At 59.3% G+C, this 16,827-nt stretch carries 16 protein-coding genes; 14 read left to right on the top strand and 2 right to left on the bottom strand.

Annotated elements, in window-relative coordinates; translation table 11 throughout:
* Positions 1-32: 32 nt before the first annotated feature.
* Positions 33-1,697 (bottom strand): methyl-accepting chemotaxis protein, encoded by a 1,665-nt coding sequence (gene tsr / locus ACOTW6_RS16870; protein ID WP_121479323.1) that lies wholly within the window; start codon positions 1,695-1,697, stop codon positions 33-35.
* Between the two features lie 83 nt (positions 1,698-1,780).
* Complete coding sequence (gene hpaR / locus ACOTW6_RS16875) at positions 1,781-2,221, bottom strand: homoprotocatechuate degradation operon regulator HpaR (protein ID WP_003856591.1); 441 nt, start codon at positions 2,219-2,221, stop codon at positions 1,781-1,783.
* A gap of 268 nt (positions 2,222-2,489) precedes the next feature.
* Here hpaR and hpaG point away from each other — a divergent pair, with 268 nt between their 5' ends.
* From hpaG to yjiA, 14 genes are all read left to right on the top strand, one after another.
* Complete coding sequence (gene hpaG / locus ACOTW6_RS16880; protein ID WP_062932405.1) at positions 2,490-3,767, top strand: 4-hydroxyphenylacetate degradation bifunctional isomerase/decarboxylase; 1,278 nt, start codon at positions 2,490-2,492, stop codon at positions 3,765-3,767.
* Positions 3,764-5,230, top strand: coding sequence for a 5-carboxymethyl-2-hydroxymuconate semialdehyde dehydrogenase (gene hpaE / locus ACOTW6_RS16885; protein ID WP_062932406.1), 1,467 nt, complete (start codon positions 3,764-3,766; stop codon positions 5,228-5,230). Before hpaG ends, hpaE begins: the two co-directional genes overlap by 4 nt.
* Before the next feature lie 2 nt (positions 5,231-5,232).
* Entirely contained in the window at positions 5,233-6,084 is an 852-nt protein-coding gene (gene hpaD / locus ACOTW6_RS16890; protein ID WP_024908288.1) for a 3,4-dihydroxyphenylacetate 2,3-dioxygenase, read from the top strand.
* Between the two features lie 9 nt (positions 6,085-6,093).
* A complete protein-coding gene (locus tag ACOTW6_RS16895; protein ID WP_045339629.1) occupies positions 6,094-6,474 on the top strand; it encodes a 5-carboxymethyl-2-hydroxymuconate Delta-isomerase in 381 nt (126 codons plus the stop codon).
* Between the two features lie 154 nt (positions 6,475-6,628).
* The gene (gene hpaH, locus ACOTW6_RS16900; protein ID WP_213789076.1) at positions 6,629-7,432 is read left to right on the top strand and encodes a 2-oxo-hept-4-ene-1,7-dioate hydratase; all 804 of its coding nucleotides are present in this window, start codon (positions 6,629-6,631) and stop codon (positions 7,430-7,432) included.
* A 9-nt stretch (positions 7,433-7,441) separates the two neighbouring features.
* Positions 7,442-8,236, top strand: coding sequence for a 4-hydroxy-2-oxoheptanedioate aldolase (gene hpaI / locus ACOTW6_RS16905; protein ID WP_062932408.1), 795 nt, complete (start codon positions 7,442-7,444; stop codon positions 8,234-8,236).
* 21 nt (positions 8,237-8,257) lie between these two features.
* Positions 8,258-9,601: a 4-hydroxyphenylacetate permease gene (gene hpaX / locus ACOTW6_RS16910; RefSeq protein ID WP_062932409.1), complete on the top strand. Its 1,344-nt coding sequence runs from the start codon at positions 8,258-8,260 to the stop codon at positions 9,599-9,601.
* On the top strand, positions 9,573-10,505 hold the full coding sequence (gene hpaA, locus ACOTW6_RS16915; RefSeq protein ID WP_213789077.1) for a 4-hydroxyphenylacetate catabolism regulatory protein HpaA: 933 nt from the start codon (positions 9,573-9,575) through the stop codon (positions 10,503-10,505). The genes hpaX and hpaA overlap by 29 nt, the downstream gene beginning before the upstream one ends.
* Positions 10,506-10,682: 177 nt before the next feature.
* Complete coding sequence (gene hpaB / locus ACOTW6_RS16920; RefSeq protein ID WP_010427196.1) at positions 10,683-12,245, top strand: 4-hydroxyphenylacetate 3-monooxygenase, oxygenase component; 1,563 nt, start codon at positions 10,683-10,685, stop codon at positions 12,243-12,245.
* Positions 12,246-12,262: 17 nt separating this feature from the next.
* Positions 12,263-12,772: a 4-hydroxyphenylacetate 3-monooxygenase reductase subunit gene (locus ACOTW6_RS16925; protein ID WP_003856606.1), complete on the top strand. Its 510-nt coding sequence runs from the start codon at positions 12,263-12,265 to the stop codon at positions 12,770-12,772.
* A 120-nt stretch (positions 12,773-12,892) separates the two neighbouring features.
* Positions 12,893-13,150: a DeoR family transcriptional regulator gene (locus tag ACOTW6_RS16930; protein WP_163358867.1), complete on the top strand. Its 258-nt coding sequence runs from the start codon at positions 12,893-12,895 to the stop codon at positions 13,148-13,150.
* A gap of 219 nt (positions 13,151-13,369) precedes the next feature.
* Positions 13,370-15,523 carry a carbon starvation CstA family protein gene (locus tag ACOTW6_RS16935; protein WP_047052543.1) on the top strand — a complete coding sequence of 718 codons (2,154 nt, stop codon included), beginning with the start codon at positions 13,370-13,372 and terminating at the stop codon, positions 15,521-15,523.
* Between the two features lie 96 nt (positions 15,524-15,619).
* Positions 15,620-15,823, top strand: a complete 204-nt coding sequence (locus ACOTW6_RS16940) for a YbdD/YjiX family protein (RefSeq protein WP_003856610.1) — start codon at positions 15,620-15,622, stop codon at positions 15,821-15,823.
* A 10-nt stretch (positions 15,824-15,833) separates the two neighbouring features.
* Positions 15,834-16,787, top strand: a complete 954-nt coding sequence (gene yjiA / locus ACOTW6_RS16945; protein ID WP_063151197.1) for a GTPase — start codon at positions 15,834-15,836, stop codon at positions 16,785-16,787.
* The last annotated feature ends 40 nt before the right edge of the window (positions 16,788-16,827 follow it).

The following is a 16,827-nucleotide window of genomic DNA, read 5'->3' on the forward strand; positions in this document are numbered from 1 at the left end:
GGCGTAGCCGCCACCCGGCAAAACGCACAGCGTCAGAACGTTTCCCAGTTATCGCCCGCGTCTGCGGTCGCCGGTTTACGCGCCACTACCGGTGAAGCAACGCTTTTCGCCGAGGCGAACTCGCGCGCCTTCATCTGTTCCTGCTGAATACGGAACACCGCAACGGCCTGCGTCAGACGGCTCGCCTGCTCTTCCAGTGCCGCGGCCGCGGCCGCTGACTCTTCCACCAGCGAGGCGTTCTGCTGGGTCACGCGATCCATCTCAGCCACCGCGAGCCCAACCTGGTCGATACCGCGGCTCTGCTCGTCAGACGCAGACGCGATTTCGCCCATGATGTCCGTCACGCGCGTTACCGCATTCACGATCTCGCCCATGGTTTCACCCGCGCTTTCCACCAGCGTTGAACCAATTTCCACGCGCCCCACGGAATCTTCAATCAGGCTCTTGATCTCGCGAGCCGCCTGGGCGCTGCGCTGCGCCAGGTTTCGGACTTCACCTGCAACCACCGCAAAACCACGGCCCTGCTCGCCCGCACGTGCCGCTTCTACCGCCGCGTTCAGCGCCAGAATATTGGTCTGGAAGGCAATCCCGTCGATCACGCTAATAATGTCGGCGATTTTCTGCGAACTGCCGGCGATGTCGCGCATGGTCTGCACCACGTTATCCACCACCTTACCGCCTTTCTGCGCGGTTTCAGACGCGCTCAGGGCCAGGTTGCTCGCCTGACGGGCGTTCTCGGCGTTCTGCTTCACGGTGGCAGTCAGCTGTTCCATGCTGGCGGCGGTCTCTTCCAGAGAGGCAGCCTGCTGTTCGGTACGGGATGAGAGATCGTTATTGCCCATCGAGATTTCGCTCGCACCGCTGTAAATGGCGTTTGCGCCGTTACGCACGTCACCCACGGTACGCACCAGCTCGCCCTGCATGTGGCGCAGGGAGTCAGCCAGTTCCCCCATCTCGTTGGAGCCTTCCACGTCGATGCGCTTCACCAGGTCGCCGCTGGCGATATGTCGAATGCTGTCAATCAGACGGTTCAGCGGCGAAATCAGCGCCTGACGAATGCCCAGCCAGACGGCAACAATCACCACCAGCACCGCAGCCAGCACACTAATCAGCACCCAGATAGCCTGGCGGTAAGAACTGTTGCTGTCTTCAACCGCGGTCTGATACAGCGCGTCGTTCTGTTGCAGGTAGGTGACGTACTGCTTCTCAAAGCCATCCTGATAGCTCTGGGTCGGCTGGTCGAAGAACTCGTTGATCTTGCCCGCCCCCAGCAGCTGGATCAGCTCGGCCAGCGCGCCATGGTAGATATCGTAATTACGTTTGATTTCCAGTGCCGCAGCGTCGCTCTGACGCGGGTCGCGCGGCAGCGCTTCGTAATCCGCCCAGTTTTTTTCCGCCTGTTTCAGAGACGCAGAGGCAATCTGCATCAGCTCGGCGACGGTTGAGCCGCTGCCGATATTGTTCTGATCCATCATGTAGCGGATACCCGCGCGGTTCAGGGTGTTACGGGTTTGCAGCAGCGCCACCCAGCTACCGTTCAGGGTGGATTGTTGCTGGCGAATGGTTTGTAGAATGGTGAAATTCTCTTTGTCATGCTTCAGGGCATTGAAGAAAAGACCACCGGATGTGAGTTGTAAAAGGCCAAATATCGCTAAAACCAGCAGTAAGCTGGTGACAATCTTGATACGATTTAACATGTTTTCTCTTTCCTCAGACAGATACAGAATTTTCGGCCTGGAAAGGGAAAACTTTACGAAAATCATCCTGGAATTTAGGGTTTTTACTCTTCGTCCCGCGCGGCAATATGTCGGTTTCCGAGTTCAATAAACTCTTCCAGCAGCGCCGTGAGCTGCGTCATCTTCTCCGGAGTATATTCCGCCTCAATCTGCTGATACGCCTCTTCCACCTGAGCCTGCGCACGCTGGTACAGCGCGTTGCCTTCTTTCGTCAGCGACACGTATAGCTTGCGCTGGTCGTTCACCGGCTTTAAGCGCAGCACCAGACCGTCGCGCTCCATCCGCGTCAGAATGCCGGTCAGGCTTGGGCGCAAAATGCAGGTGCGGAACGCCAGATCGTGAAAATCCATGGAGGGATGCTCGGCCAGCACGCGGACGATACGCCACTGCTGCTCGGTCAGATTATGCCGCTTCACTATCGGGCGGAAGTAGCCCATCGCCGCTTCACGCGCCTGCAACAGTGCGATGGTTAATGAGTCATGCATCACCTTCCCCTTACATCATTAACAAGTAAACAATTTAAAACAGATGCTTTTATAGACAACACGTTGTAACCCAAAAAGTCTAACAGAAACAACGTCATTTTTTTAATGACTTGATTTAAATGATAATTCACCTTTTTATGTAAATTTATTGTTATTCATATCACAAATTATTCACTTCTGATTGCGAAACGAACAGCAAAAGCATAAAACCAGATCATTAACATATTAATGAAATCAAAACCGGACAACCGGTTTGAGGAGTATGGGAATGAAAGGTACTGTTTTTGCCGTAGCGCTAAACCACCAGAGCCAGCGTGCAGCCTGGGCTGAAGCGTTTGAAAAAGCCCCCTATAACGCGCCGCCAAAAACGGCGGTGTGGTTTATCAAGCCACATAACACCGTTATTCGCGCAGGCGAGCCGATTCCCTTCCCGCAGGGAGAAACCGTGTTAAGCGGCGCAACGGTGGCGCTGGTGGTGGGCAAAACCGCCAGCAAAGTACGCGTTGAAGAGGCGGCGGCGTACATCGCTGGCTACGCGCTGGCCAACGAAATCAGCCTGCCGGAAGAGAGCTTCTATCGCCCGGCGATTAAAGCCAAATGCCGGGATGGATTTTGCCCGCTCGGCGAACCTGTCGCCGTTGATAACGTGGACAACCTGACCATCATCACCGAGATCAACGGACGCGAAGCGGACCACTGGAACACGGCCGATCTGCACCGCAACGCCGCCGAACTGCTGAGCGCCCTGAGCGAATTTGCCACCCTGAACCCCGGCGATGCGATATTGCTCGGTACTCCGCAAAGCCGCGTCGAAATTCGCCCGGGCGATCGGGTACGCATTCTGGCAGAAGGATTTCCGCCACTGGAAAACCCGGTAGTGGCGGAACGCGATGTTACCATCGCTTCGCGCACGCCGCCGCACGCCACGCTGTTCGCCCTCGGCCTGAACTACGCCGACCACGCCAGCGAGCTGGACTTCAAGCCCCCCACCGAACCGCTGGTGTTTATCAAAGCGCCGAACACCTTTAACGGCGACAACCAGACCTCGGTGCGCCCAGACAACATTGAATACATGCATTACGAAGCCGAGCTGGTGGTGGTCATCGGCAAAACCGCGCGCAAGGTCAGCGAAGCCGAGGCGATGGAGTATGTTGCGGGCTACACGGTGTGCAACGACTACGCCATCCGCGATTATCTCGAAAACTACTATCGCCCGAACCTGCGGGTGAAAAGCCGCGACGGGCTGACCCCCATCAGCCCGAACGTGGTGCCAAAAGAAGCCATTCCTGACCCGCACAACCTTCGTCTTCGCACCTACGTCAACGGTGAACTGCGTCAGGAAGGCACCACGGCAGACCTGATCTTCAGCATCCCCTACTTGATTGCGTATCTGAGCGATTTTATGACCCTGCAACCGGGCGACATGATTGCCACCGGCACGCCGAAGGGGCTGTCCGACGTGGTGCCGGGCGATGAGGTGGTGGTGGAAGTGGAAGGCGTAGGCCGCCTGGTAAACCGAATTGTCAGTGAGGAGACTGCAAAATGAAAAAGATTAACCACTGGATCAACGGGAAAAACGTCGCCGGAAGTGAGTACTTCCACACCACTAACCCGGCCTCCGGCGAAGTGCTGGCAGAAGTGGCCTCCGGCGGCGAAGCCGAAATCCATCAGGCCGTTGCCGCCGCCAAAGAGGCGTTCCCAAAATGGGCCAACCTGCCGATGAAGGAGCGCGCGCGCCTGATGCGTCGCCTGGGGGAGCTGATCGACCAGAACGTGCCGGACATTGCCGCGATGGAAACCGCCGACACCGGCCTGCCGATCCACCAGACCAAAAACGTGCTCATTCCGCGCGCCTCGCACAACTTCGAGTTCTTCGCCGAGGTGTGCCAGCAGATGAACGGCAAAACCTACCCGGTCGACGACAAGATGCTCAACTACACCCTCGTGCAGCCGGTAGGCGTTTGCGCGCTGGTGTCGCCGTGGAACGTGCCGTTTATGACCGCCACCTGGAAAGTCGCGCCCTGCCTGGCGCTCGGAAACACCGCGGTGCTGAAGATGTCTGAACTCTCCCCGCTGACCGCCGACCGTCTGGGCGAGCTGGCCCTCGAAGCGGGCATTCCGGCGGGCGTGCTGAACGTGGTGCAGGGCTATGGCGCCACGGCGGGCGACGCGCTGGTGCGTCATCATGACGTGCGTGCCGTCTCCTTCACCGGCGGCACCGCCACCGGGCGCAACATCATGAAAAACGCCGGGCTGAAGAAGTATTCCATGGAGCTGGGCGGCAAATCGCCGGTATTGATTTTTGAAGACGCGGACATCGAGCGCGCGCTGGACGCCGCTCTGTTTACCATCTTCTCCATCAACGGCGAACGCTGCACCGCCGGCTCGCGCATCTTCATTCAGCAGAGCATCTACCCGGAGTTCGTCAAACGCTTTGCCGAGCGCGCCAATCGCCTGCGCGTGGGCGACCCGACCGATCCGAACACCCAGATTGGCGCGCTCATCAGCAAGCCACACTGGGAAAAAGTCTCCGGCTATATCCGCCTCGGTATTGAAGAGGGGGCAACCCTTCTGGCGGGCGGCCCGGACAAACCGACCGATCTGCCTGCGCACCTGAAAGGCGGCAACTTCCTGCGCCCGACCGTGCTGGCGGATGTCGATAACCGCATGCGCGTGGCGCAGGAAGAGATCTTCGGGCCGGTGGCCTGCCTGCTGCCGTTTAAGGACGAAGCGGAAGGGCTGCGCCTGGCGAACGACGTGGAGTATGGCCTGGCGTCGTACATCTGGACACAGGACGTCAGCAAAGTGCTGCGTCTGGCGCACAACATCGAAGCGGGCATGGTATTCGTTAACACCCAGAACGTGCGCGACCTGCGCCAGCCGTTTGGCGGCGTGAAGGCCTCCGGCACCGGACGTGAGGGCGGCGAGTACAGCTTCGAGGTCTTCGCGGAGATGAAGAACGTCTGCATCTCCATGGGCGACCATCCGATTCCAAAGTGGGGGATCTGATCATGGGAAAATTAGCGTTAGCGGCAAAAATCACCCACGTCCCGTCGATGTACCTCTCTGAGCTGCCGGGCAAAAACCACGGCTGCCGCCAGTCGGCCATCGACGGGCATAAAGAGATCAGCAAGCGCTGCCGCGAGCTGGGCGTGGACACCATTATCGTCTTCGACACCCACTGGCTGGTGAACAGCGCGTATCACATCAACTGCGCGGATCATTTCTCAGGCGTCTACACCAGCAACGAGCTGCCGCATTTTATTCGCGACATGACCTACGACTACGACGGCAACCCGGAACTCGGCCAGTTGATCGCCGACGAAGCGGTGAAGCTTGGCGTGCGCGCCAAGGCGCACAACATCCCGAGCCTGAAGCTGGAGTACGGCACGCTGGTGCCGATGCGCTACATGAACGCGGATAAGCACTTCAAAGTGGTCTCCATCTCGGCGTTCTGCACGGTTCACGACTTCGCCGACAGCCGCAGGCTGGGCGAGGCCATCGTCAGCGCCATCGAAAAATACGACGGCACCGTGGCGGTGCTCGCCAGCGGCTCGCTGTCGCACCGCTTTATCGACGACCAGCGCGCGGAGGAAGGGATGAACAGCTACACCCGCGAGTTTGATCGCCAGATGGACGAGCGGGTGGTCAAGCTGTGGCGCGAGGGTCAGTTCAAGGAATTTTGCAGCATGCTGCCGGAGTACGCCGACTACTGCTACGGCGAGGGCAACATGCACGACACGGTGATGCTGCTGGGAATGCTCGGCTGGGACAAATACGACGGTAAGGTGGAGTTTCTCACCGAGCTGTTCGCCAGCTCCGGCACCGGCCAGGTCAACGCCGTTTTCCCGCTGCCCGCGTAAGGAGCCACCATGCCGCATTTTATTGCTGAATGTACCGACAACATCCGCGAGCAGGCCGACCTGCCGGGGCTGTTCGCCAAAGTGAACGAGGCGCTCGCCGCCACGGGCATCTTCCCCATCGGCGGCATCCGCAGCCGCGCCCACTGGCTGGACACCTGGCAGATGGCCGACGGTAAGCACGATTACGCCTTTGTGCATATGACGCTGAAGATCGGCGCGGGGCGCAGCCTGGAGAGCCGGAAAGAGGTCGGTGAAATGCTGTTTGCGCTGATTAAAGATCATTTCGCAGCGCTGATGAACAGCCGGTATCTGGCGCTGTCGTTCGAGCTCGACGAGCTACACCCGACGCTCAATTACAAGCAGAACAACGTGCACGCGTTGTTTAAGTAGCCGTTTGCTCGCCCGGTGGCGCTGCGCTTACCGGGCCTACAACGACCCCAAACCGTAGGCCGGGTAAGCGCAGCGCCACCCGGCAACAGCAGCACCGAACCGTAGGCCGGGTAAGCGAAGCGCCACCCGGCAACAGCCGCACAAAGGATACGCCATGCTCGACAAAAACACCCATACCCTGATCGCCCACCGCCTGCATCAGGCGGAACAATCCCAGGAGCAGATCCGCGCGATCTCGCTGGAATACCCGGAGATCACCATTGAAGACGCCTACGCCGTTCAGCGCGAATGGGTCAGCCTGAAGATCGCCGAAGGCCGCGTGCTGAAGGGCCACAAGATCGGCCTCACCTCCAAAGCGATGCAGGCCAGCTCGCAGATCAGCGAGCCGGACTACGGCGCGCTGCTGGACGATATGTTCTTCCACGACGGCAGCGACATTCCCGTGGATCGCTTTATCGTCCCGCGCATCGAAGTAGAGCTGGCCTTCGTGCTGGCAAAACCGCTGCGCGGCCCGAACTGCACGATCTTCGACGTCTACAACGCCACGGATTACGTCATCCCCGCTCTGGAGCTGATCGACGCGCGCTGCCATAACATCGACCCGGAAACCCAGCGCCCACGCAAGGTGTTCGACACCATCTCCGATAACGCCGCCAACGCGGGTGTGATCCTCGGCGGCCGCCCGATTAAACCCGACGAGCTGGATCTGCGCTGGATCTCCGCCCTGCTCTACCGCAACGGCGTGATCGAAGAGACCGGGGTCGCCGCAGGCGTACTTAACCACCCGGCGAACGGCGTGGCGTGGCTGGCGAACAAACTCGCGCCGTACGACGTGCAGCTTGAGCCAGGCCAGATCATCCTCGGCGGCTCGTTTACCCGCCCGGTTGCCGCCAGCAGAGGCGACACCTTCCACGTCGACTACGGCAACATGGGCTCGATTAGCTGCCGCTTTGTGTAGGAGTGCACCATGGAAAACGCATTTAAGACCGCGCTGAAAGCCGGAAAGCCGCAAATCGGCCTGTGGCTGGGGCTGACCAGCAGCTACAGCGCTGAGCTACTTGCCGGGGCCGGTTTTGACTGGCTGCTGATCGACGGGGAGCACGCGCCGAACAGCGTGCAGACCGTCCTGACTCAGCTCCAGGCCATCGCCCCTTATCCCAGCCAGCCGGTGGTGCGCCCGTCGTGGAACGATCCGGTGCAGATCAAGCAGCTGCTGGACGTGGGGGCGCAAACCCTGCTGGTGCCGATGGTGCAAAACGCCGACGAAGCCCGTCTGGCGGTGAGCGCCACCCGTTATCCGCCTGCCGGCATTCGCGGCGTCGGCAGCGCGCTGGCGCGGGCGTCGCGCTGGAACCGCATCCCGGATTACCTGCAACAGGCTAACGACGCCATGTGCGTGCTGGTGCAGATCGAAACCCGCGAGGCGCTGAAAAACCTGCCGCAGATCCTGGACGTGGAAGGGGTAGACGGCGTGTTTATCGGCCCGGCGGATCTGAGCGCCGACATGGGCTTCGCCGGTAATCCGCAGCACCCGGAGGTGCAGGCCGCCATTGAACAGGCGATCGCGCAGATCCTCAGCGCGGGCAAAGCGCCCGGCATCCTGATGGCGAATGAACAGCTGGCAAAACGCTATCTCAGCCTCGGCGCGTTGTTTGTCGCGGTCGGCGTGGATACCACCCTGCTCGCCCGCAGCGCCGAAGCGCTGGCGGCCCGCTTTACCGACGTCACCACAGCAGTTGATAACAATAAATCCGTCTACTAAACGTACGATGTGGAGCGCAACATGACGACCTCAACCCTGCATACTAAAGCTGTTGAACATCGCGTTATTAATAAGCTGTTCCGTCGTTTGATCGTGTTTCTTTTTATCCTGTTTGTTTTCTCGTTTCTCGATCGCATCAACATCGGCTTTGCCGGGCTGACGATGGGCAAAGATCTGGGCCTCACGTCGACCATGTTTGGCCTGGCTGCGACCCTGTTTTATGTGACCTACGTGCTGTGCGGGATCCCCAGCAACATCATGCTGGCGAAGGTCGGCGCCCGCCGCTGGATCGCCGGGATCATGGTGGTGTGGGGCATCGCCTCTACCTGCACCATGTTCGCCACCAGCCCCGAAACGCTCTATGTCCTGCGCATGCTGGTGGGCATTGCCGAAGCTGGCTTCCTGCCGGGCATTCTGGTCTATCTCACCTGGTGGTTCCCGGCGTATCACCGCGCCCGCGCCAACTCGCTGTTTATGATCGCCATGCCGGTGACCATGATGCTCGGTTCGATCCTCTCCGGGTACATTCTGGCAATGGACGGGCTGTGGAACCTGAAGGGCTGGCAGTGGCTGTTCCTGCTGGAGGGGCTGCCGTCGGTGGTGCTCGGCGTGGTGACCTGGTTCTACCTTAACGACACGCCGGATCAGGCCACCTGGCTGGATGATGACGAAAAGCAGGCACTCAAAACGATGATCGCCCGCGAGCAGGAGCTGGCCATTGCGCACGTCGCCACGCCGCGCTCGACGCTGCGCGAGGTGCTGACGCCCGCCGTGCTGCTCTACACGCTGGCCTACTTCTGCCTGACGAATACGCTGAGCGCGATCAACATCTGGACGCCGCAGATCCTGCAAAGCTTCAACACCGGCAGCAGCAATATCGTCATCGGCCTGCTGGCGGCGATCCCGCAGTTTTGCACCATCCTCGGGATGATCTGGTGGAGCCGCCGCTCCGACAGGCTGAAAGAGCGAAAAAAGCACACCATCCTGCCGTATCTGTTTGCCGCGGCGGGATGGATGCTGGCCTCGGCGACCGATCACAGCCTGATCCAGCTGCTTGGCATCATCATGGCCTCAACCGGATCGTTTACCGCCATGGCGATATTCTGGACCACGCCGGATCAGGTTATTAGCCTGCAATCCCGCGCGGTGGCGCTGGCGGTGATCAACGCCATCGGCAACGTCGGGTCTGCCGTCAGCCCATTGCTGATTGGTATTCTGCGCGACGCGACCGGCAGCTTCAGCTCGGGACTGTGGTTCGTGGCGGGTCTGCTGGTGGTGGGCGCACTGGTGCTGACGCGCATTCCGATGACGCAGCGGGATCAACAGAGGAACGATCATGTGCCAGAGCCCCATCGCCAACATTGATATCAGCAAAGAGTACGACGAAAGTCTGGGCACCGACGATGTGCACTACCAGTCGTTTGCCCGCATGGCGGCCTTTTTTGGCCGCGACATGCAGGCGCACCGCCACGACCAGTATTTTCAGATGCATTTTCTCGACACCGGGCAGATTGAGCTCCAGCTTGACGACCATCGCTACTCGGTGCAGGCACCGCTGTTCGTGCTGACGCCGCCGTCGGTGCCGCACGCGTTTATCACCGAATCCGACAGCGACGGCCACGTACTGACGGTACGCGAGGATCTCATCTGGCCGCTGTTAGAAGTGCTCTACCCCGGCACGCGGGAAGCGTTCGGCCTGCCGGGGATCTGCCTGTCGCTTGCCGACAGGCCTGACGAGCTGGCGGCGCTGAAGCACTACTGGCAGCTGATTGCCCGGGAATCCACGGAACAGCTGCCGGGCCGTGAGCATACGCTGGTCCTGCTGGCGCAGGCCGTTTTTACCCTGCTGCTGCGAAACGCAAAGCTCGACGACCACGCTTCGGGCGGCATGCGCGGTGAGCTGAAGCTGTTTCAGCGCTTTAACCAGCTGACAGATGCTCATTACCACGAGCACTGGACGGTGCCGGAATACGCCAGCGAACTGCATCTCACCGAATCCCGCCTGACCGATATCTGTCGCCGCTTCGCCAACCGCTCGCCGAAACGGCTGATCTTCGACCGCCAGCTGCGGGAAGCCAGACGTTTGCTGCTGTTTTCCGACAGCACCGTGAGCGACATTGCCTGGCAGCTGGGGTTTAAAGATCCGGCCTATTTCGCCCGTTTTTTTAACCGACTGACGGGGTGCTCACCCAGCGCGTACCGGGCGCAGAAAGTACCGGTATCGCCTGTTCCCCTCACCCCTGCCCTCTCCCAAAGGGAGAGGGAGTAACCGTCCCCTCTCCCTTTGGGAGAGGGTTAGGGTGAGGGAAATCACACTCTGCGATCTCTCGCGAAAAGTACCTGCCGTTGTCCCAATCGTCCCTTCACGTTCCGCCCCTCTCAAGCTTCAATTAAACAACAAAAACAAAACATAAATTTAACAATCATCTTCCGATACGAGGTCCCTATGAAGCCTGAAGATTTCCGCGCTGATGCCAAACGTCCGTTAACCGGTGAAGAGTATTTAAAAAGCCTGCAAGATGGCCGTGAGATTTATATCTACGGCGAGCGCGTTAAGGACGTCACTACCCACCCGGCATTTCGTAATGCGGCGGCGTCCATCGCCCAGATGTACGATGCCCTGCACAAGCCAGACATGCAGGATACCCTCTGCTGGGGCACCGACACCGGCAGCGGCGGCTACACCCATAAATTCTTCCGCGTGGCGAAAAGCGCCGACGATCTGCGCCAGCAGCGCGACGCTATCGCCGAGTGGTCGCGCCTGAGCTACGGCTGGATGGGGCGCACGCCGGACTACAAAGCCGCGTTCGGCTGCGCGCTCGGCGCTAACCCTGCCTTCTACGGTCAGTTCGAGCAGAACGCCCGCAACTGGTACACCCGTATTCAGGAAACCGGCCTGTACTTTAACCACGCCATCGTCAACCCGCCGATCGACCGCCATAAACCGGCGGACGAGGTGAAAGACGTTTACATCAAGCTGGAGAAAGAGACCGACGCCGGGATCATCGTCAGCGGCGCGAAAGTGGTGGCCACCAACTCGGCATTAACCCATTACAACATGATCGGTTTTGGCTCGGCACAGGTGATGGGCGAAAACCCGGACTTCGCGCTGATGTTCGTCGCGCCGATGGATGCCGAAGGGGTGAAGCTGATCTCCCGCGCCTCTTACGAGATGGTGGCAGGGGCGACCGGCTCTCCGTACGACTACCCGCTCTCCAGCCGCTTTGACGAGAACGACGCCATTCTGGTGATGGATCATGTGCTGATCCCGTGGGAAAACGTGCTGATCTACCGCGATTTCGACCGCTGCCGTCGCTGGACGATGGAGGGTGGCTTCGCCCGCATGTACCCGCTTCAGGCCTGCGTGCGTCTGGCAGTGAAGCTCGACTTCATCACCGCTCTGCTGAAGAAGTCGCTGGAGTGTACCGGCACCCTCGAGTTCCGCGGCGTGCAGGCGGATCTCGGCGAAGTAGTGGCGTGGCGCAACATGTTCTGGGCGCTGAGCGACTCCATGTGCTCCGAAGCCACGCCGTGGGTAAACGGCGCGTATCTGCCTGACCACGCGGCGTTACAGACCTACCGCGTGATGGCGCCAATGGCCTATGCGAAGATCAAGAACATCATCGAACGTAACGTGACCTCCGGGTTGATCTACCTGCCGTCCAGCGCGCGGGACCTGAACAACCCGCAGATCGACCAGTACCTGGCGAAGTACGTGCGCGGCTCTAACGGGATGGATCATGTCGAACGCATCAAGATTCTGAAACTGATGTGGGATGCCATCGGCAGCGAGTTTGGCGGACGTCATGAGCTGTACGAAATCAACTACTCCGGTAGCCAGGATGAGATCCGCCTGCAATGCCTGCGTCAGGCGCAAAGCTCCGGCAACATGGACAAGATGATGGCGATGGTTGACCGCTGCATGTCCGAGTACGACCAGCACGGCTGGACCGTACCGCACCTGCACAACAACACTGATATCAACATGCTGGATAAGCTGCTGAAATAACGCAGCGGGAGGTTTCAATGCAATCTGAAGAACGCCTGCGTTTTCGCGACGCGATGGCCAGCCTGTCGGCGGCGGTGAATGTGGTCACTACCGAGGGCGATGCGGGTCGCTGCGGCATTACCGCCACCGCCGTCTGTTCGGTCACGGACACACCACCTTCGGTCATGGTCTGCATCAACGCCAACAGCGCCATGAACCCGGTCTTCCAGGGCAACGGCAAACTGTGCGTCAACGTGCTGAACCATGAGCAGGAGATCATGGCTCGCCACTTTGCCGGGATGACCGGCATGGCAATGGAGGAGCGCTTTGCTCTCTCCTGCTGGCAGAAGGGACCGCTGGCGCAGCCGGTGCTGAAAGGCGCTCTGGCAAGCCTGGAAGGTGAGATAACCCAGGTGCAAACCATTGGCACCCATCTGGTCTACCTTGTGGAGATTAAGAACATCATCCTCAGCAGCGAGGGGCACGGCCTGATCTACTTCAAACGCCGTTTCCACCCGGTGATGATGGAGATGGAAGCCGCAGTTTGAGCCCGTTGCACAAAAAAACGTTAAGGTTTCCGCAAAGGTGCGCCGTTAACTATCCATAAGATAAATTTTCCGGGGCGGCTGGCGACGTCGTCAGCCGCCCCCTTAACGCTGGAAAGTCTTATGGCCCCTTCACCCCGAAGCCGCTCGGCTGAACGTCTGGTTGAAATCATTATTGCCCTGCACCGCAACGGAAGCGTTAATCGCCGCGATCTGATGCATAAATTTGGCATTACCGAACGCACGGTGTACCGCGATTTACAGGCGCTTTCCCCGATTATTGAACACGACGGCAAAGGGCGCTATCAGCTGCTGCCTGCGTATCAGCCTTGCCGCTGCGCGCACTTCCCTGAAGCGAACGACGAAACCCCGCAGGGTTAGATTATTCTCAGTGATCTCAATCACATATTTTCTTCCACCGGGGGTGAGCCTTAACCACTTACCCTCGCTTTTGACCGCTCACGCATCGCTTTCAACCACTCACCTATTTACCGTGCTTTACACGCGCGAGGATCTGGCACGATCGCTCCAGCATTAATCAACACCTCCTCACAACGAACCCTGACCCTTTTTTCTTTACATAAAAAACCAGGTCTTATTATGGATACTAAAAAACTACTTAAGCACGTGCCCTGGGCCATACTCGGGATCATCGGTGCTTTCTGTCTGGCGGTTGTCGCATTACGCCGGGGCGAGCACGTCAGCGCCCTGTGGATCGTGGTCGCGTCGGTTTCCGTCTATCTTGTGGCTTATCGCTACTACAGCTTGTACATCGCGCAGAAGGTCATGAAGCTCGACCCGACGCGCGCCACCCCGGCGGTCATTAACAACGACGGCCTGAACTACGTGCCAACCAACCGTTACGTGCTGTTTGGTCACCACTTCGCCGCCATTGCAGGCGCGGGTCCGCTGGTCGGTCCGGTGCTGGCTGCGCAGATGGGCTACCTGCCGGGTACGCTCTGGCTGCTGGCGGGCGTGGTGCTGGCGGGAGCGGTGCAGGACTTTATGGTGCTGTTTATCTCCTCGCGCCGTAACGGTTCGTCGCTGGGCGAGATGATCAAAGAGGAGATGGGCCGCGTGCCGGGCACCATCGCCCTGTTCGGCTGCTTCCTGATCATGATCATCATCCTGGCGGTGCTGGCCCTGATCGTGGTGAAAGCGCTGGCCGAAAGTCCGTGGGGGGTCTTCACCGTCTGCTCTACCGTACCGATTGCGCTGTTCATGGGCATTTACATGCGCTTCCTGCGCCCTGGCCGCGTTGGCGAGGTGTCGGTCATCGGTATCGTGCTGCTGGTTGCCTCCATCTACTTCGGCGGCGTGATTGCGCACGACCCGTACTGGGGCCCGGCGCTGACATTTAAAGACACCACCATCACCTTCGCGCTAATCGGTTACGCGTTCATCTCAGCGCTGCTGCCGGTGTGGCTGATTCTGGCCCCGCGTGACTACCTGGCGACCTTCCTGAAAATCGGCGTTATCGTCGGGCTGGCCATTGGTATTGTGATCATCAACCCGGAGCTGAAAATGCCGGCGGTGACGCAGTACATTGACGGTACCGGTCCGCTGTGGAAAGGCGCCCTGTTCCCGTTCCTGTTTATCACCATCGCCTGCGGCGCCGTATCTGGCTTCCACGCGCTGATCTCCTCTGGCACCACGCCGAAGCTGATGGCCAACGAAACCGACGCGCGCTTCATCGGTTATGGCGCGATGCTGATGGAATCCTTCGTGGCGATCATGGCGCTGGTTGCGGCATCGATTATCGAGCCAGGCCTGTACTTTGCGATGAACACCCCACCGGCGGGTCTCGGCATCACCATGCCAAACCTGCATGAGATGGGCGGCGAAAATACCGCGCTGATCATGGCGCAGCTGAAAGACGCCAGCGCACACGCGGCGGCGACCGTCAGCTCCTGGGGCTTCGTGATTTCGCCTGAGCAAATCATGCAGACCGCGAAAGACATCGGCGAACCGTCCGTGCTGAACCGCGCAGGTGGCGCGCCAACGCTGGCGGTGGGTATCGCACACGTATTCCACAAAGTGCTGCCATGGGCGGACATGGGCTTCTGGTACCACTTCGGTATTCTGTTTGAAGCGCTGTTCATCCTCACCGCGCTGGATGCTGGTACGCGTGCAGGCCGCTTCATGTTGCAGGATCTGCTGGGTAACTTCGTGCCATTCCTGAAGAAAACCGACTCTCTGGTGGCCGGTGTTCTGGGCACTGCGGGCTGCGTAGGCCTGTGGGGTTATCTGCTGTATCAGGGCGTTGTTGACCCGCTGGGCGGCGTGAAGAGCCTGTGGCCGCTGTTCGGTATCTCTAACCAGATGCTGGCGGCTGTGGCCCTGGTGCTGGGTACCGTTGTCCTCGTGAAGATGAAACGCACCAAGTACATCTGGGTCACCGTGGTGCCTGCGCTGTGGCTGCTACTCTGCACCACCTGGGCGCTGGGTCTGAAACTGTTCAGCACCAACCCGCAGCTGGAAGGCTTCTTCTTCATGGCTAACCAGTACAAAGAGAAGATTGCCGCAGGCGGCGCGGATCTGACCGCGCAGCAGATTGCCAACATGAACCATATCGTGGTGAACAACTACACCAACGCGGGTCTGAGCATTCTGTTCCTGGTGGTGGTGTACAGCATTATCTTCTACGGCATCAAAACCTGGATGAAAGTGCGTAACGTTGAGGGCCGTACGGACAAAGAAACCCCGTACGTACCGGTGCCGGAAGGCGGCGTGAAGACCTCTTCACACCATTAATAAAATGGCGGGTGGCGCTGCGCTGACCCGCCCTACAACGGTACTGTAGGCCCGGTAAGCGTAGCGCCACCGGGCTTTTTCTTATCAGGACACGTTATGTTTGGTAACTTAGGCGAAGCGAAAAAATACCTTGGTCAGGCGGCGAAAATGCTGATTGGCATTCCGGACTATGACAACTACGTTGAGCATATGAAGACCAATCATCCGGATAAGCCGTACATGACCTACACTGAATTCTTCCGCGAGCGTCAGGAAGCGCGCTACGGCGGAAGTGGAGAAGGCGGCGTCCGCTGCTGCTAAAGGAGAAACCATGACCCCGATTGCCGTTACCCTGCTGACCGGTTTCCTCGGCGCCGGTAAAACCACCCTGCTGCGCCATATCCTGAATGAACAGCACGGCTTCAAAATCGCCGTCATCGAAAACGAATTTGGCGAAGTCTCCGTTGACGATCAGCTGATTGGCGACCGCGCCACGCAGATCAAAACCCTGACCAACGGCTGCATCTGCTGCACCCGCTCTAACGAATTAGAAGACGCCCTGCTGGACCTGCTCGACAGCCGCGATCGCGGTGACATCGACTTTGACCGTCTGGTGATCGAGTGCACCGGCATGGCCGACCCCGGCCCGATTATTCAGACCTTTTTCTCTCATGAGATCATCTGCCAGCGCTACCTGCTGGACGGCGTGATTGCCCTGGTCGATGCGGTCCATGCCGACGAGCAGATGAACCAGTTCACCATCGCCCAGTCTCAGGTTGGCTACGCCGACCGCATCCTGCTGACCAAAACCGACGTGGCGGGTGAAAGCGAAAAACTGCGCGAGCGCCTGACGCGCATTAACTCGCGTGCGCCCATTTACACGGTGACGCACGGCGATATCGATCTCGCCCAGCTGTTCAACACCAACGGCTTTATGCTGGAAGAGAACGTCACCGCGAAACCGCGCTTCCACTTTATGTCCGACAAGCAAAACGACGTGACGTCGATTGTGGTGGAGCTGGACTACCCGGTGGACATCAGCGAGGTCTCCCGCGTGATGGAGAACCTGCTGCTGTCGTTTGCCGACAAGCTGCTGCGCTATAAAGGGATGCTGTGGATCGACGGCGAGCCGAACCGCCTGCTGTTCCAGGGTGTGCAGCGCCTGTACAGCGCCGACTGGGATCGCCCGTGGGACGATGAAGCGCCGCACAGCGTGATGGTGTTTATTGGAATACAGCTGCCGGAAGAAGAAATTCGGGCAGCGTTTGCGGGGCTGAAAAAATAACCGCACCGATTATCCCCTCTCCCCCGCGGGGAGAGGGTCA

It is taken from the genome of Enterobacter cloacae complex sp. IR5403, assembly GCF_049238705.1.
Classification (GTDB): Bacteria; Pseudomonadota; Gammaproteobacteria; order Enterobacterales; family Enterobacteriaceae; genus Enterobacter; species Enterobacter hormaechei_C.

Excerpts from the sequence above, each read along its gene's own strand:
- tsr (WP_121479323.1), bottom strand. The coding sequence starts at position 1,697 with ATGTTAAATCGTATCAAGATTGTCACCAGCTTACTGCTGGTTTTAGCG.
- hpaR (WP_003856591.1), bottom strand. The coding sequence starts at position 2,221 with ATGCATGACTCATTAACCATCGCACTGTTGCAGGCGCGTGAAGCGGCG.
- hpaG (WP_062932405.1), top strand. The coding sequence starts at position 2,490 with ATGAAAGGTACTGTTTTTGCCGTAGCGCTAAACCACCAGAGCCAGCGT.
- hpaE (WP_062932406.1), top strand. The coding sequence starts at position 3,764 with ATGAAAAAGATTAACCACTGGATCAACGGGAAAAACGTCGCCGGAAGT.
- hpaD (WP_024908288.1), top strand. The coding sequence starts at position 5,233 with ATGGGAAAATTAGCGTTAGCGGCAAAAATCACCCACGTCCCGTCGATG.
- ACOTW6_RS16895 (WP_045339629.1), top strand. The coding sequence starts at position 6,094 with ATGCCGCATTTTATTGCTGAATGTACCGACAACATCCGCGAGCAGGCC.
- hpaH (WP_213789076.1), top strand. The coding sequence starts at position 6,629 with ATGCTCGACAAAAACACCCATACCCTGATCGCCCACCGCCTGCATCAG.
- hpaI (WP_062932408.1), top strand. The coding sequence starts at position 7,442 with ATGGAAAACGCATTTAAGACCGCGCTGAAAGCCGGAAAGCCGCAAATC.
- hpaX (WP_062932409.1), top strand. The coding sequence starts at position 8,258 with ATGACGACCTCAACCCTGCATACTAAAGCTGTTGAACATCGCGTTATT.
- hpaA (WP_213789077.1), top strand. The coding sequence starts at position 9,573 with ATGTGCCAGAGCCCCATCGCCAACATTGATATCAGCAAAGAGTACGAC.
- hpaB (WP_010427196.1), top strand. The coding sequence starts at position 10,683 with ATGAAGCCTGAAGATTTCCGCGCTGATGCCAAACGTCCGTTAACCGGT.
- ACOTW6_RS16925 (WP_003856606.1), top strand. The coding sequence starts at position 12,263 with ATGCAATCTGAAGAACGCCTGCGTTTTCGCGACGCGATGGCCAGCCTG.
- ACOTW6_RS16930 (WP_163358867.1), top strand. The coding sequence starts at position 12,893 with ATGGCCCCTTCACCCCGAAGCCGCTCGGCTGAACGTCTGGTTGAAATC.
- ACOTW6_RS16935 (WP_047052543.1), top strand. The coding sequence starts at position 13,370 with ATGGATACTAAAAAACTACTTAAGCACGTGCCCTGGGCCATACTCGGG.
- ACOTW6_RS16940 (WP_003856610.1), top strand. The coding sequence starts at position 15,620 with ATGTTTGGTAACTTAGGCGAAGCGAAAAAATACCTTGGTCAGGCGGCG.
- yjiA (WP_063151197.1), top strand. The coding sequence starts at position 15,834 with ATGACCCCGATTGCCGTTACCCTGCTGACCGGTTTCCTCGGCGCCGGT.